Genomic DNA, 15822 nt, shown 5'->3' on the forward strand with positions numbered 1-15822 from the left:
CGTCGATGCGACGTGCCGCCCGCCCCGCGCTGCGAGGGTCACGCCGTGGAGGCGGGACCGGGCGGCAGGTGGACGGTCATGATCAGGTGGCAGGTCTCGGCGCCGGCGCCGCGGTAGGCGTGGGGGGCATCGCCGTCGAAGCCGGCGGTCTGCCCGGCTTCGACGGGGTGCTCAGTGCCGTCGACGACCAGGATCATCCGGCCGGCGGTGACGCTGACGGTTTCCACGACCCCGGCCTGGTGGGGGTGGCTGGGGTATTCCTCGCCCGGCTGGAGTTGCCAGCGCCAGACCTCGGTGGGGGCCGGCCCCGCGGTCGTCAGCATGAGCCGGGCTTCGCTGCCCCGCTCGCCGGTCCACAGCGGCATCACCGTGTCGGCGGAGACGACGCGTACACGGCCCTCGGCCCGTCCTTCCATGAGGGCGGACACGGAAACGCCGAGCGTGTCGGCCAGCCGGACCAGGGTCGCGAAGTTCGGGTTCCCCTGCGCCTTCTCCAGTGCGACCAGGGCGCCCTTGCTGACTCTGGCGCGCCGGCCGAGTTCATCCAGGGAAAGCCCGGCCCGGGTGCGTGCCGCCCTGACATTGTGTGCGAGCGTCCGCAGAGCTGCGTCCGTCTCGGCCATCCGATCACCATCCTGACAAAGGGGACCGCTGGAATGCACCGTGCGGTCGGTTGGTTGACACGGGGCGGTCGGTTCGTTGTACGGTTCGGTCGTTCCATTGCATAGTAAGGGATGTGCCGTGATCGCTCTGCTGCTGGCCCTGGGCAGCTCCCTCGCCTACGGGTGCGCCGACTTCCTCGGCGGCCTCGGCGCGCGCAAGGCCCATGTGCTGCGCACCGTGATGATCGCGGCCCCGGCTTCTCTCGCGCTGGAGATCATGCTGTGGCCGGTGCTCGGCGCATCGTTCAGTGCCGGCACCCTCGGCTGGGGTGCCGCGTCCGGGGTCGCCTCGGCCGCCGCGTTCACCCTGCTCTACAGGACTTTGGCGATCGGTCCGATGAACGTGCTCTCGCCCGTGACCGCGTTGGTGTCCGCCATGCTCCCCGTCGGCGTGGGGCTGCTGCAGGGCGAGCACCTCGGCGCCGCCGGACTTGTGGGCCTGCCGCTCGCGCTGGCCGCGGTGGTGATGGTCAGTGCCGGTCACGGCGCCGGGACGGCGCGCCCCTCCCGTGCGGCGCTGCTGCTGGCCCTCGGCGCCGGTGCGGCCATCGCCCTCCAGCTGATCTTCCTGCACCAGGCACCCTCCGACAGCGGGGTGGCCCCGCTGATCATGGGACGGGCGGTCTCCTCGGTCATCACCCTGGCCGCGGCCGGGCTGATGTTCCGCAGGCTGGGCTCCGAGAAGCCCGTCTACGCGGTGTCGGCGGCGGCGGGCCTGCTGGACTCGGTGGCGAATCTGCTGTTCCTCATGGCTGCCCGCGGTGGGGACCTCGCCGTTGTCGCGGTGATCACCGCCCTCTACCCGGCGGGCACTGTTCTGCTGGCCCGCAGCGTGCTGGCCGAACGGATCCACCGAAGCCAGCTGGTCGGGCTCGGCACCGCGGCCATCGCCGTCGGCCTCCTCGCCCTGACCTGAGCCGCCGCCCGCCTTCATCGATCGCGCGCAAGGAGAGAAGCATGTTCATCCAGCCCTGGGACGCGGCCCTGGACGCGGCCGAATGGCAGACCTGGATCGCCGCAGGCCACGACTTCGGACAGCTGAGCGTCAACGGCCCGCCCGGCGAGCCGCCCGCCGTCGCCCCCACCCACTTCACCTCCTACGACGGCGACCTGCTGATCCACCTCGCCCGGCCCAACCCGGTCTGGGCGGCGATGGAGCACGACCCGAACGTTACTTTCACCGTCATCGGCGACTACGCCTGCATCCCCGGCCCCTGGCGCGCCAAGCCCGGTACCCCGCCCTTCGACGGCGTCCCCACCAGCTACTACGCCGCCGTTCAGTTCACCTGCCGTGCACACCTGGTCGACGCCCCCGAAGCCAAGGCCGAACTTCTGCGCCGCCGGCTCGCCCACTTCCAGCCCGACGGCGACCATGCCCCGGTCGCCGTCGATCAGCCCCCGTACGACCGGATGCTGTCCGGCATCCGCGGTCTGCGCCTTCAGGCCACCGACGTACGGGCGAGGTTCAAGTACGACGACCACAAGCCCGTCGAACAGCGTGCCGGAGTCGCCGACCGCCTCCACCGAACGCGGCGGCCCGCCGACGAGAACGACCCGAGGATCGAGGCGTGGCACACCGCCTATCGGTCCTTCGGTACCAACCCCCGCCGCATCCGGCCCAGCGTCGACGCGCTCGGCCGCCGCCTTACGAAGAAGGGGACTCTGCCGCGCATCAACCCGGCCGTCGACTCCTACAACGCCGTCTCCGTCCAGCACGGCCTGCCCGCCGGTGCCTTCGACCTGGACCAGGTCACCGGTGACGTGGACATCCGGTACGCCGACGGCACCGAGGAGTTCACCCCGCTCGGCGAGCCCGGCACCGTCGAGACGCCCAAGTCCGGCGAGATCATCTACACGGACTCCACCGGCGTCCTGACCCGCCACTGGAACCACCGTGACGCCCACCGCACCCGCGTCACCGAAGACTCCACCAGCGTCGCCTTTATCCTGGAAACGCTCCACGCCACCCGCGACGGCCACCTTCTCAAGGCCGCGGCAAAGGAACTGCAGGGGCTGCTCGCCCCGCACACCGAGCAGACCGCCGTGTACCACCTCAGCCCGGACCAGCCCCGGATCACCGTCTGAGGACCGGCCCCCGCCCCCATTCCTGGTCAACCGCTAGCGGATCGAGGAGATACCGGGCTGAGCCATCGTCCCGGGCCTTGCCCCGAACGGCCGACCGGTGGGCACAACCCGTCCACGCTCCGGTCGTTGACACGGGTGTGAGAAGCACTGTCACCGCCGGGCACGCGTACGTTCTGGCCGTTGCCGGCTGTGCCGGTGTGCTCGCCGGTGCGGCGGGGGCCCACGCCCACCAGGCGTTCTCCCACGCCGCGAAACCGGCTTCGTGCTCCGATTCCGGTGTCATGGAGAGGGCATCGGCGTCCAGCGTGGACAGCGGCGAGGAATTGCTCTGGGAGGACGACTCCAAGTACAACGACGCCCTCGGATGGGCGACGGGTACGTGGTACCAGCGCTCCGGTGCACTCAGCCTGATCAGGATCGCCCCGGACCACGTGACCGCGGTCAACGATGTCGAATGGCGCGACTGGTCCAAGAACAATTCGACGCTGGGCACCTGGCAACAGAAGAACGGCATCGACCACATCTATTTCAACAAGACGAGGCTGGACAAAGCGCCGTTCAATACCCGGGACGCCCGCCGTGCGGTAGCGGTGCACGAACTCGGGCACGCACTCGGGCTCTGCCACAAGAAAGAGAACGTGCTGTCCGTCATGTGGACCAACCAGCCGCGCCGGACCCCGCTCCAGGCCCCCACCGACGTGGACAAGGCCAACTACGAACGCCTCTGGGGCTGAGCCATGACATCCATCCGCACCCTCGTGACCGGATCAGCCGCCCTCCTCGTCCTCGCAGCCGGCGGCTGGGGCGGATACACCTGGTGGCCGGACGCCGGGACCACCACCCGGTCCGACAGCCTGTGCGCACCGGACCTCTCCCGCCCCGAGTACGTCGCCGCGGAAAGCGCCAACCTCGCACTCGTCACCGTCACCGGCACGATCGGCTACCTCGAAGAGGAGCCCGAACTGCCCGGCGGAGTCCAGACGGTGAAGGTCCGCATCGACACGGCACTGAAGGGCGCGGCGGCAGGAACACTCGCGCTGGGGCAGTCGGTCGACGTCAAGCGCGACGGCGGTTTCAGCACCGCAGGTGCTGACAACCGGTACGACGTGCTGCGTCCCGGCCATCAGTACATCGTCAGCTTCTACAACGGCGGCAGTTACGGGGACGGCTACGTGCTGTACTCCGAGGACACCCCTGACCCGGACCAAGCCGTCGAGCGGTGGACCGGCCACATCGCCACGAAGGCCGCCCTGCCCCAGCCCGCGGAATGCTGACACCGCGTGCGCGCGGCCGACCTGCCGGTGAGGGGAGTGGCGCAGGCAGGCTGCGTCGTGGGACGTCAACGCGCCCCGCTCGCAGTGCTGGACAAGCGCGCAGCGCTTCACGGTGGGCACCTCACCGAAGAAGTCGCACCGCACTTCCCCGCACTGGCGTCCCCCGCACCCCTGGCTGCGGCGTGGTGACTTCGCTGCCGTCCTCGCGAGCCGGTGCTCCTGGCGACGGGGCGGAGCCCGGCGCGTTCCGTGAGGCCATGCGCCGCTGGGCGACGGGCGTCGCGGTCGTCACCACTCGGAGCGACCAGGGGCCGCATGGCGTGACCGTCAACTCCCTGCTGTCGATGTCGATCGATCCACCCACCCTGCTCATCCCGCTCAAGCGAGGCAGTCGCACCGAAGGCGTCATCGAGCGGGTCGGCCGCTTCACCGTGAACGTCCTCACCGCCGGCTCCACCGCCGCCGACGCCTGTCGTCTGCCGCCTGTAGAGGGCAGCGACAGGCCGGTCCGGTGTCCGCGACGGCAGCGGAGCGGCCGGAGCGGGGCGAGCGTCGGCAGCCCTGCCGCACGTGTCACCGTCGCGGACACCGGACCGGCGAGCCTGATGCCTGTCCCACTACGGACAATCAGCGCACGCCGCCGTGAGGTTCATGGTTTGCGGGCGACGAGTCCCCACTGGTCGACGAGTACCGGCTCCTCGCCGGCAGCCGGCCGCCACTGCGAGATCGACACGAAGCCCGGCTCGACCAGTTCCAGACCCTCGGCGCATCCGGTGATCTCTTCCGGTTCCCGCACCAGGTAGGGCGGGTTGTCGCCCGACGCATACGCCTTCTCGGCCGCGAGCGTGGCGGGTGTCTTCACCGTGTCGCACAGGATGAGGAAGCTCCCGGACGGCATACGGGACATGTATCTCTGGACCACGTCGATGCCCTCGGCCGGGGCCAGGTGTCCCAGGGTCGACAGCAGCATCACGGCGACCGGCTCGGACAGGTCCAGCGTCTTGGCGGCCGCGTCCACCACCGCGTCCGTGTCGGACAGGTCCGCCTCCACGTAGTCCGTCCGGCCCTCGGGAGCGCTGGTCAGCAGTGCCGCCGCGTGGACCAGCACAATGGGGTCGTTGTCCACGTAGACGATCCGGGCCTGGGGCACGATGCCCTGCGCCACCTCATGAGTGCTGTTCTCCACCGGCAGGCCCGTTCCCACATCCAGGAACTGACGCACGCCCAGCCCGGCAAGGTACTGGACAGCACGGGCCTGGAACGCACGCGAGGCGCGGGCGATGTCGACCGTCTGCGGGTAGGCCGCGCAAACCGCGTCGGCCAGCTCCCGGTCGACCGGGTAGTTGTCCTTCCCGCCCAGCCATGCGTTCCACACCCGGGCGGAATGGGGCACGTCCGATCGGATCCGCCTGCGGAAGTCAGCGTCGTTGCCGCTCAAAGCGCTCTCCATAATTGTCATATTCGTACGTCAGTTGTCCATGCGTATCGTCGCACGCCGGGTGAACGGCAGGGACTTGGCCATCACCACCGCTCGGACATCGTGCCGGAGTGTGTCTCAAGTCCATTGGTTCGGTTCCGGGTTGGACCGCAGGGCGCACCTTCCTGGGTGATCGACTGTTGGTCATCGCACGGAAGACTGAGTCGACGCGCAATCGGCCGAGTTGGTTGATCGGCGGGACGGGAACGGTCGCCGTCCGGCCGTACGCAGGCAGTTCCGGATCACGTCCCGGCGATCCAACGGGCCGGCGGGGGCGGTCTGCCCGCATGCCGGGCGCATGGGGTTGCGGGTACTGGTGGCGTGAGGGTCGGGTGGGTGCCGCCGGTGAGGGCGCCGAGGGGCTGGTTGATCGCGGCAGGTGGCGTGGGTGCGCGGTGCGGGGCCCTCACCCACTGGGGCTCGTCTGTGGCGATCCTGGGACATTTTCCGTGCGGGAAGTCGGGCAGGAATGGCGTCGACCAGTTCCGGCGGGCAACACCCGCAGGCCATTGAGCTAGGCAAGGAGCGTTCAGGATGCGTACTGACCGGAGGATTGCCCTCACTCTCGCCGCCACCGTGCTGGTGGGCGTTGCCGGTGCGGGAGTCGCGCAGGCTTCACGGACGACGGGCGGCAGTGGTGCCCCCTCGGCCTGCCGTCCCGCCAACCACACAGCGAAGATCACCGAGGCGGACCACACCGCGGGGCACCGTCACTACCGTGTCACTCTGACCGCGCCGCGCGGGTACGAGCCGTGTGAGCTGGCCGGTTCGCCGACTGACGTCCGTTTCTCGGACCGCGGTTCGGACAGCGGGGTCACCGCAGGCCGCTACGGCGGCCAGGAGACCGTGGTGACCTTCGGCCCGGGTCACCCGGTGCACTTCGACATCCAGGTCCCCAACAGCGTCCGGGGCATTCCCGTGGACGGGACATCGTTCACGCTCCAGGCTCCGGACGGGCAGATCCCCGGCACATCTGTCGCCGAGGGCACGCTCAAGGTGGCCGCAGGCACCCTCATCGGCCCGGTTCGGAACGGCGCCTGACCTCCGCCCGCACCCCGGTGGAGTTCCGGACAGTGCTCCTGTCGCGGAACGCCACCGGCCGTTCGGTGCGTCCGGACCGCCGATCGGTACGAGCCTCCGGCCGCTGGTGGTTGCGTGTCCTGTCCCGGTGATGTGCGGACGCCGGTCCCGGCCGGCCCACAGTCGTGCAGGGAGTAGGCCGGGGAGGGCCAGCGGGCAGCCCCCTGCTCGGCGTGCTCCTGAAATCGGTGTCCTCGCCGACCTGGATCGCTTGGATGGCCGCGCCTCCATCGCGGCCCGGGACCACTGCGGGGAGGAAACGGTCGGGGCGCCTGCCGGCGCGCGAGCCGGAGCGGCCCGTCGGCGTGCTGTGCCGGGGTCCGTTACGCGAGAGCCACGGGCCCACGGCATGCGCGGTGCCCGGTGGGGGCTCGCGGTCCGGGAAGCGCCACGGTCGCTACGAGTCCGAGGAGTTGACGGCGATGGCCCCGGCGGGACAGAGGCCGACAGCCATCCGGGCGGCGGCGCGGTGCTCGGGTGCCGGCTCGGGGTGCAGGAGCACCACCAGGCCTTCCTCCTCGTCCTGGTCGAAGACCGCGGGAGCCGTCAGGGCGCACATTCCGGCGCCGGCGCAGCGCTCACGGTCGGCGTCCAGACGCAGCGGCGCTTGAGGGTCGCTCATGGTGCTACTCCTTGTCCCAGGTGACGGGCAGGCTGACCACGCCGTAGATGTTGGAGCGGTTGCGCAGCGGTACCTCCTGGGGCGGCACCGCGAGGCGCAGGGTGGGGAAACGGGCGAGCAGCGCTGGGAACGCGACGGCCATCTCGACGCGGGCGAGCTGCTGCCCAAGGCACTGGTGGGCGCCGTGGCCGAAGGCCATGTGCCCGGTGGCCTTGCGGTGGATGTCGAGCCGGTCGGGGTCGGGGAATCTGCGGGGGTCCCGGTTGACGGCCTGCACGGAAATGGTCACCGTCTCGCCTGCCTTGATGAGCGTGCCCTCCACCTCGACGTCCGTGAGCGCCGACCGGAGCAGAGGGTCGGCCACGCTGAGGTAGCGCAGCAACTCCTCCACGGTCTGCTCGGCCAGGCCCGGGTCGGCGCGCAGAGCGTCCAGCTGGTCGGGATTGCTGAGCAGGGCGAAGGTGCCGAGGCCGAGCATGTTCGCGGTGGTGTCGAGTCCGGCGGCGAGCAGCAGCCCGCCGATCCCGGCCAGCTCCTCGTCGGTGAGGTCGGAGGTGGTCAGATCGCTGAGCAGGTCGTCGGTGGGCTCGACGCGCTTGGCGAGGACGAGTTCGGCCAGGTACTGCAGCAGCGCCGTATAGGCCTCGCCTGTCGCCTGCGCATCCGCTGTCTGATCGAAGATGGTCGCCACGTGGCCCTGGAACCGCTCCCGGTCGCTGTACGGCACGCCGAGCAGCTCGCAGATCATGAGCGCGGGCACGGGTTGTGCGAATGCCTCCACCAGGTCGGCCGTGGGCCCGGCCTGTTCCATGGCATCCAGGCATTCCTCGGTGAACTGCTCCACACGTTCGGTGAGTTGACGCATCCTGCGAACGGTGAACTTGCCGGTGAGCAGGCGCCGGTAGCGGGTGTGTTCGGGGGCGTCGAGGCCGATGATGTCGCCGACCGGCGCCGGTGGTATCTCCCCTGACAGGCCCGCCATCGGTACCGGCAGATGCAGGAGTTCGTAACGCGAGCTGAAGCGGGGGTCGGCCAGGATCGTGCGGGCCGTGGCGTGGCCGGTGACCAGTCGGCCCACATGTCCGTCGGCGTAGCGCATGCGGCGCATCGGTTCGTCGCTCAGGGCGGTGAGTCCTGCGGGCGGGTCGAAGGGGCAGCCGGTGTGCCGGTCGGTGGGCAGGGTGGGGAGATCATCGGCGGTGATGTCCTCGGTGGTGGCACCGGTGGTGGCGCCGACGGCCGTCGGGTCGTGCGACATGGGGTCCTCCCGTGATCGTGGGGCGGGGTAACGCTGGTGCGAATCGGTGAAGTGGTGCGTGGGAAACGTCGGTTACCGCTTGGAGCCGGTTCGGAAGGTGCGGTGCGTCCGGATACAGCCGGCCGGGGGAACACCTCGTACCGGACGAGCCCGATGACCGCGCTGGAGCCGGTTCGGTGCCGGGCCACGGCCGCGCAGGGTCTCGACGAGCGGAGTGAGGAGCTGTTGCTCGGCCGACGGGCGAGGGTTCTGCGGGCGCGGACTCCATCGGCACGATGACGCCGCCGACGACGCTCCGAGCCCGTCACCGACGTGGGCGCACCGCCCACGTCGGCCGGGTGCTGACCGGCAGGCGCTCCGCCGCGGCGCTGTCGGCGTGGGCCGTGAAGCGGGTGGGGAGGCGGAAGGCGATCCGCGACGGGGTAATCCCATCGGTATCCGCAGGCGGTGGGGGCGGTACGGGTACGGCGGGGCCGTGACCGGCACCGGCATCTTCCGGAACGCTACGGGCGCGGGCGGCGGCGTTTCCGTGGGCGCGGGGGCGAGCCAGGCAGTCGTACGCCGACGGAGATCGGCGTCGGCTTCCGTGTGGGCTTGCCCATGGCGGCGAACAGTGCGTTGAGCGGGGCGGGCCGGCTTGTGGGGCCCGGAGGGTCGGTGAGTCGCTGACGCGGCGTACGGGCTTCGTCGACGCCCACGTTTGCCGCGACGGCCCACTCCCGTCGGAGGGTGCTGCCGTCAAGTAAGAGGTTCATGATGTCATCATGGCACATTGGCGACGCCATGGCGAGCCAGGTTGGCTCTTTGTTGTTGATGGGCCTTGGACCTGCTGATTCTTGCTGAGTGTTGGGTGATGTCGTGCCGCTTTGACGGAGGGCGAGCTTGCGGCTGTGCGAGAGTGAAACCATGGTGACGCCATTGGGGTAGCGGACCTGGTGCCGCCCAGTGTCCACTGCTGTCCGGAGGTGGCGGGGTGGGGAGGCGCGGACGTTGCGACCCTCTGATCGATCGAGGAAGCTCTCCCGTCGGACCGGCCTGTTGGTGCGGCCATCCGGCTCTGCTCCGATTCGGGGGAGTCGTGCGGACGGCATCACCGCGCGACGCGCGGTCGGTGAGTCGCTCGCGTTCCCGTGCGGTCCGGTAGTGGCCCAAGGTGGTCGTGATGCCCTTGTGGTGAACGGGGTCCCGCAGGGCGTCGACGTGTGTCCCGGCACCCGCGCGCGGTCTTCGGTGAAGGAGCGGCTTGCGCCGGGGCGGTGACCGTGGGCGGGTCGCCCCGCGTGGCGATTGGGCAGACATGGTGTGGTGACCGCCTTTTGCGACGCGGGCAGCCGGAGGTGGTGTATTCCGCGACCGTTGATGTGAGGCGTGTCAGTCGCTGCGGACCTCGGGTCGGGCAGGCGCGCTCATGACCGGTATGGACGCTCGATGCCTCGGTATCCCCTTGGCGGAAGGACCGTTGTGCAGATGGCGCGGTCTGCCGTCCGCCGTCTGCGGTCTGTACGCGGGAGCGGGCATCCTGCCCGGTACGCGGTGCCAATCGCAGGCTCTGGTGGCGGTGGTTAGAGGTGAGCCGGGTGGCTGACCCGGTCGTTGCGGCGACTTCGCGGAGCCGGATGACCTCCGCGTGCTGTGCGGGCATCCCGCCGCCTCACAGGCACGCCAGGACGAGTGAAGCTGACCAACTCCTACTAGGCCACGCGAAGCAAGCGGCGGAGTGGGGTAAGTCGGGCACGCTCGAAGGCTCCGTACGATCACGACCGCAACACGGTGTGAATGGCGCAAATCGAATTCGCAGACCACGGCACCCCTGGAACCATCGACGCGAAAGGCCACGCAGATGAGCGACCAGAACGGCACGCCCGGAAATGAGGCATGGCCCAACGGGGTCGTGCGGCTGGGCGCCGCATCCGCGGGCACTGATCAAGGAGCCGACAGATTCTCCCTGGCGGGTCAGGGAGTCTTCGACCAGATCCTGCCCATGCGTTTCGTCACCTCCGCCTCCCGGGTCTATGTCTCCCTGGCGGAGATCGACCCGAACGGCGACCGCAAGCCGTTCATGGGGGCCGCGGCCCTCAAGGTTTACAACGTGGTCCCCAAGGACGACAACACCGTGCACCTCCGGATCGACATCGACTGGCCGGAGGAACTGGTCGTCGTGGCCTCCGTCTTCTATTTCAATGGGTCCTGAGCGTTCACCGCGCCAGTAGTGCGGCCACGGCCGCGATCGCGGGCTGATCGACGCGGCAGCATGCGTCGACCGGCCCGCCGGCGCCCGCTCGAGACCCGGTCGAATGCGGACCGGACCATGCCCGCCCCGCCCGGCGCCCTCGCCCTCGGTCCTGGCCCGCCTCGGCCCCGCCGCTCGCGCCGGGCACGACCGCCGACAGATCGACCTGCGGGGATCCAGTCACGTCGGCTCTCCCGGCCACGCCTGCGCCATCGCCGACATCAGGAAGCGGCTGTGCGACTCGGATCGTGGGCGGGGCGGGGGCAAGGAAGTCGGCCGCAGTCACATCGTGCGCGCTGATCAGGATCGTCGTGCACGTCTCGGAAGGAGGATGAATCCCGGCGGGATTCATTTGCGCCCAGGTGGCGGATGCGTATGCCGCGCCCGTGGTGAGGGACGCCGAAGGGTACGAGTTCGGCACGGTCACGGGCGACGACCCGGCGGACAAGCCCTCGTAACAGGCGTTGGCAGGTCGGCAGACATCGGCACGCCTCGTCGACACGTTCCCGGCGGCTCAGGACCTTCGGCCCTCGAAACCCTCAGGACTCGAAGATACCCTGGGGGGTATAGCGTCGGCGTGCACCCCAGGAGGTTTCCGTGAAGGTCGTCATCATCGGAGGCGTGGCGGGCGGCATGTCCACGGCCACCCGGCTACGTCGCCTGGACGAGCGGGCGGAGATCGTCGTCCTGGAGCGCGGCGCTCACGTCAGCTACGCCAACTGCGGCCTGCCGTACTTCCTCGGCGGGGTCATCGAGGAACGGGACAAGCTCCTGGTGCAGACGCCCGAGGCGCTGCGCGCCCGGTTCCGGCTCGACGTACGGGTCCGCAGCGAGGCGATCGGCGTGGACCCGGTGTCGCGCACGGTGCGGGTGCGGGACCTGGCGAGCGGGGAGGAGTACGCGGAGTCGTACGACCGACTGGTGCTCTCTCCCGGTGCCCGGCCCTTCGTGCCCCAGCTGCCCGGAATCGAAAGGGCTTTCACGCTACGTGATGTATCGGACGCCGATCGGATAGCCGCTGAGCTGGACGCGGGTGCGCGTACCGCCGTCGTGGTCGGTGCCGGGTTCATCGGCGTGGAGGCGGCGGAGAACCTGCGGCGCCGTGGCCTGCGGGTGACGCTCGTCGAGCTCTCCGACCAGGTGATGCCGCCGCTCGATCCGGAGATGGCCGCGCCGCTCGCCGCGGAGCTGCGTGCCGGCGGGGTGGAACTCGCGCTCGGCACTCAGCTGAAGGAGGCCGGCGATGACCGCGTACGCCTGGACGACGGGCGCACCGTACCGGCCGATGTGGTCCTGATGGCGATCGGTGTCCGCCCCGAGACGGGCCTGGCGCGCGGGGCCGGGCTGGCCGTCGGGCCGCGTGGCGGGATCGTCGTCGACGAGACGGGTCTCACCAGCGACCCGGCCATCTACGCGGTGGGCGACGCCTCCGAGAAGCGTGACGGGCTCACCGGCGAGAGTGCCCTGGTGCCGCTGGCCAACCTCGCCAACCGGCACGGCCGTATCGTCGCAGATGCCATCGCGGGACGCCCGGTGGTGGCCCGGCCTGCCACCGGTACCGCGGTCGTCCAGGTCTTCGGCCTGACCGCGGCGGTCACCGGCTGGAACGAGAAGCGGCTGCGCGCCGCCGGCCGTGCCTACCGGGCGGTCCATCTGCACCCCGGTTCGCACGCGGGCTACTACCCGGGTGCGTCCCCGATCGCCCTCAAGGTTCTCTTCGCCCCTTCCGACCTGCGGATCCTCGGAGCGCAGGCGGTCGGCGCGGACGGTGCGGACAAGCGCATCGACGTGATCGCCACGGCCATCGCAGGCGGACTGACCGCACCTGACCTAGCCGATCTGGAGCTCGCCTACGCGCCCCCGTACGGCTCGGCGAAGGACCCGGTCAACATGGCCGGGATGATCGCCGAGAACCTGGCCACCGGAACGGTCCGCACCATCCAGTGGCACGAACTGGACGCCGCCCGCGAAGCCGGCGCCACCGTCGTCGATGTGCGTACGGCCGCCGAGCACGCCCGGGGCGCGATCCCCGGCGCGCTCAACATTCCGCTGGACGAGCTGCGCGAGCGCGTCGCCGAACTGCCCGCGGGTGACCTCGTCGTCCACTGCCAGGTGGGTCTGCGCGGCCACAACGCGCAGCGTCTTCTCGCGGGTCTGGGCAGGGACAGCGCCAATCTCGACGGCGGTTACGCAACCTGGTCCGCGGGCCGGGCCGCCTGAACCTCCTCGCTTTCCTCGCGTCGTACGCCACCGCGGGAGGGGCATGAACACCACCCTCGCCTCGGGCGGCCTGTGTGCCCGGCACGCAGGCCGCGCGCTCGTCGCGGGCGGGGGTGGGCCCGGCATCCCCTCCACCGGCGGCGTCCCCGGGGAGCCGTCCGGCGTCGGGCGTGAGTGCGTCCGAACTGATGGTTCATCAAGAGAAGCGTTCCGGAGTATTGACTCTGCTGACGGTGGTCGCGATTCTCAACTCGCCAGTAACTTGAATGGACATGCCAATCAAGGTGAGTGATGAACATGGTTCAACATCCGCGCCGCAGACTGAGATCCCTGACAGTGGTGTCACTGCTCGTCTCCGTGATGGCCCTGTTGCTCGGTCCGATGCCCAGCTCCGCGGCGGAGCCCGGCTGGTGGACCCCGGCCGCGCGGCCCGCGCCCGACTCGCAGATCAACGTAACGGGCGAGCCGTTCAAAGGTACCGACGACCAGGGCCGTGTGAGGGGCTTCGTCGACGCCCACGACCACATCATGGCCAACGAGGGCTTCGGCGGCCGGCTGATCTGCGGCAAGCCGTTCTCGGAGCAAGGTGTCGTCGACGCGCTCAAGGACTGCCCCGAGCACTACCCCGACGGCACGCTCGCCATTTTCGACTTCATCACCAAGGGCGGCGACGGGAAGCACGACCCCAACGGGTGGCCGGCGTTCAAGGACTGGCCCGCCCACGACTCGCTCACCCACCAGCAGAACTACTACGCCTGGATCGAGCGGGCCTGGCGCGGCGGCCAGCGGGTGCTGGTCAACGACCTGGTCACGAACGGCGTGATCTGCTCGGTCTACTTCTTCAAGGACCGCGGCTGCGACGAGATGACCGCCATCCGTCTTGAGGCGCGGAAGACGTACGACATGCAGGCCTACATCGACAAGATGTACGGCGGTCCGGGCAAGGGCTGGTTCCGCATCGTCACCGACAGCGCGCAGGCCCGCGAGGTCATCAAGCAGGGCAAGCTGGCCGTCGTCCTGGGCGTCGAGACCTCCGAGCCGTTCGGCTGCAAGCAGATCCTGGACGTCGCGCAGTGCTCCAGGGCGGACATCGACCGCGGCCTGGACGAGTTGCACGAACTGGGCGTGCGCAGCATGTTTCTCTGCCACAAGTTCGACAACGCCCTGTGCGGGGTGCGCTTCGACTCCGGCGCCCTCGGAACGGCCATCAACGTGGGCCAGTTCCTGTCGACCGGCACCTTCTGGAAGACGGAGACCTGCCGCGGCGCGCAGCACGACAACCCCATCGGCAACGCGAAGGCCGCGGAGGCGGAGAAGAAGCTGCCGGAGGGGGTGGCCGTACCTTCTTACGCCTCGGGCGCGCAGTGCAACACCCGCGGGCTGACCGACCTGGGTGAGTACGCGGTGCGCGGCATGATGGACCGCAAGATGATGCTGGAGATCGATCACATGAGCGTCAAGGCCGCGGGCCAGGCCTTCGACATCCTCGAATCCGAGTCCTACCCGGGCATCATCTCCTCGCACAGCTGGATGGACCTGGGCTGGACCGAGCGGCTCTACAAGCTCGGCGGGTTCGTCGGTCAGTACATGAGCGGCTCCGAGGCGTTCAGCGCGGAGGCCAAGCGCACGGACGCGCTGCGCGAGAAGTACGGGGTCGGCTACGGCTACGGCACCGACATGAACGGTGTCGGCGGCTGGCCGGGCCCGCGGGGCGCCGACACACCGAATCCGGTGAAGTACCCCTTCCGCAGCACGGACGGCGGCTCGGTGATCGACAAGCAGACCACAGGCGAGCGCACCTGGGACTTCAACACCAGTGGTGCCGCGCACTACGGCATGGTCCCCGACTGGATCGAGGACATCCGGATCGTCGGCGGTCAGGACGTCGTGAACGACCTTTTCGCGGGCGCCGAGTCGTATCTCCGCACCTGGGGGAGTTCCGAGCGGCACAAGTCCGGGGTGAACCTCGCCTCGGGCGCGGCCGCCTCGGCGTCCACGTCGCAATGGTGGAATCCGCTCGTCAGCTTCGCGCCCGACCGGGCCGTGGACGGCGACAAGGGCACTCGCTGGGCCAGCGAGTGGAACGACAACCAATGGCTGCGCATCGACCTAGGATCCGCGAAGCTGGTCAAGCGCGTCACCCTCGACTGGGAGGCGGCGTACGCGAAGTCGTACCGGATCGAACTGTCGGCGGACGGCACGAACTGGCAGACGGCCTCGTCCACGACGGCTGGTGACGGCGGACTGGACACGGCCCGGTTCGACGGAACCCCGGCGCGCTACCTACGGATCCAGGGGCTGGAGCGCGGAACCCAGTGGGGCTACTCGCTCCACGAGGTCGGCGTCTACAGCGACTGACGGCACCGGTGGAGCGGTGCCCAGGGCCGGGGCCGGCCGGATCAGTTCTCTCCTGATCCGGCCGGCCCCGGCCGGCTTTCCGGCCCTTCCCCGGCGCGCCATGCGGAGCGAGGGGAACCACCCGGCCCCGGCAGGCATCGCGCCGCGCTGCCGTGTGCGGCCCAGCCGCAGCAGCACCCCGGGCGTGGGCATCCCGGAACATCCCCACAGGGGCCCGCACGGCCGCCGTCCGCCGAATCCCACCGTCGGACTTGGCGTAAGCCGTATGCCGTGACGCCGGGCCGTCCGTCCGGGAGGGCGTTGCCCGTGTACTCGTCCGGGTGAACGCGAGTTGACCTCGCCGCACCGGCCGGTGCGGCATTTTGCGATCTTTCGGGTGCTTTGCTGTATCGCGAGGACGGTTCCGGGCGCGTAGAGGGTGAGGAACGTCCGCATGTCTTCGCCTGCGGCGGTGCTGGACCCCGCGGCAGCGTCGCTACGATCGGCGCCGCTGCGGCCGATGCAACGACGAATCCCGTTATGCGCAGACCTGACCTGCTGTTATGCACACCTGCGG

At 69.9% G+C, this 15822-nt stretch carries 11 protein-coding genes and 3 pseudogenes; 10 read left to right on the forward strand and 4 right to left on the reverse strand.

The window, feature by feature from the left end; translation table 11 throughout:
- Positions 1-38 precede the first annotated feature (38 nt).
- On the reverse strand, positions 39-623 hold the full coding sequence (locus tag ACIGJO_RS27155; protein ID WP_399962385.1) for a helix-turn-helix domain-containing protein: 585 nt from the start codon (positions 621-623) through the stop codon (positions 39-41).
- A 118-nt stretch (positions 624-741) separates the two neighbouring features.
- Here ACIGJO_RS27155 and ACIGJO_RS27160 point away from each other — a divergent pair, with 118 nt between their 5' ends.
- From ACIGJO_RS27160 to ACIGJO_RS27185, 6 genes and pseudogenes are all read left to right on the forward strand, one after another.
- Positions 742-1578, forward strand: coding sequence for an EamA family transporter (locus tag ACIGJO_RS27160; RefSeq protein ID WP_399962387.1), 837 nt, complete (start codon positions 742-744; stop codon positions 1576-1578).
- 41 nt (positions 1579-1619) lie between these two features.
- Positions 1620-2051 (forward strand): annotated as a pseudogene (locus tag ACIGJO_RS27165) (FMN-binding negative transcriptional regulator); the annotation flags it as partial.
- 138 nt (positions 2052-2189) lie between these two features.
- A pseudogene (locus ACIGJO_RS27170) lies at positions 2190-2747 on the forward strand (B3/4 domain-containing protein); the annotation flags it as partial.
- Positions 2748-2884: 137 nt separating this feature from the next.
- Entirely contained in the window at positions 2885-3481 is a 597-nt protein-coding gene (locus ACIGJO_RS27175) for a matrixin family metalloprotease (RefSeq protein WP_399962389.1), read from the forward strand.
- Positions 3482-3484: 3 nt separating this feature from the next.
- Positions 3485-4021, forward strand: coding sequence for a hypothetical protein (locus ACIGJO_RS27180; protein WP_399962391.1), 537 nt, complete (start codon positions 3485-3487; stop codon positions 4019-4021).
- A 257-nt stretch (positions 4022-4278) separates the two neighbouring features.
- A pseudogene (locus ACIGJO_RS27185) lies at positions 4279-4509 on the forward strand (flavin reductase family protein); the annotation flags it as partial.
- 161 nt (positions 4510-4670) lie between these two features.
- On the opposite strand, the gene ACIGJO_RS27190 reads toward ACIGJO_RS27185, so the two are convergent.
- On the reverse strand, positions 4671-5471 hold the full coding sequence (locus ACIGJO_RS27190; protein WP_399962393.1) for an SAM-dependent methyltransferase: 801 nt from the start codon (positions 5469-5471) through the stop codon (positions 4671-4673).
- Between the two features lie 561 nt (positions 5472-6032).
- Here ACIGJO_RS27190 and ACIGJO_RS27195 point away from each other — a divergent pair.
- Entirely contained in the window at positions 6033-6539 is a 507-nt protein-coding gene (locus ACIGJO_RS27195; RefSeq protein ID WP_399962395.1) for a DUF4232 domain-containing protein, read from the forward strand.
- 436 nt (positions 6540-6975) lie between these two features.
- Here ACIGJO_RS27195 and ACIGJO_RS27200 read toward each other — a convergent pair whose 3' ends face one another.
- Together ACIGJO_RS27200 and ACIGJO_RS27205 are read right to left on the reverse strand one after the other, a co-directional pair.
- The gene (locus ACIGJO_RS27200) at positions 6976-7200 is read right to left on the reverse strand and encodes a ferredoxin (RefSeq protein WP_399962397.1); all 225 of its coding nucleotides are present in this window, start codon (positions 7198-7200) and stop codon (positions 6976-6978) included.
- A 4-nt stretch (positions 7201-7204) separates the two neighbouring features.
- Positions 7205-8458, reverse strand: a complete 1254-nt coding sequence (locus tag ACIGJO_RS27205; RefSeq protein ID WP_399962399.1) for a cytochrome P450 — start codon at positions 8456-8458, stop codon at positions 7205-7207.
- Positions 8459-10298: 1840 nt separating this feature from the next.
- On the opposite strand from ACIGJO_RS27205, the gene ACIGJO_RS27210 reads away from it, so the two are divergent.
- The 3 genes from ACIGJO_RS27210 to ACIGJO_RS27220 all read left to right on the forward strand — a co-directional run bounded on the left by ACIGJO_RS27210 (position 10299) and on the right by ACIGJO_RS27220 (position 15266).
- Positions 10299-10649: a hypothetical protein gene (locus ACIGJO_RS27210; RefSeq protein ID WP_399962401.1), complete on the forward strand. Its 351-nt coding sequence runs from the start codon at positions 10299-10301 to the stop codon at positions 10647-10649.
- 636 nt (positions 10650-11285) lie between these two features.
- Positions 11286-12908: an FAD-dependent oxidoreductase gene (locus tag ACIGJO_RS27215; RefSeq protein ID WP_399962403.1), complete on the forward strand. Its 1623-nt coding sequence runs from the start codon at positions 11286-11288 to the stop codon at positions 12906-12908.
- Between the two features lie 291 nt (positions 12909-13199).
- Positions 13200-15266, forward strand: a complete 2067-nt coding sequence (locus tag ACIGJO_RS27220; RefSeq protein WP_399962405.1) for a discoidin domain-containing protein — start codon at positions 13200-13202, stop codon at positions 15264-15266.
- The last annotated feature ends 556 nt before the right edge of the window (positions 15267-15822 follow it).

The organism is Streptomyces sp. NPDC079020 (assembly GCF_044542225.1).
In the GTDB taxonomy this organism is placed as follows: Bacteria; Actinomycetota; Actinomycetes; order Streptomycetales; family Streptomycetaceae; genus Streptomyces.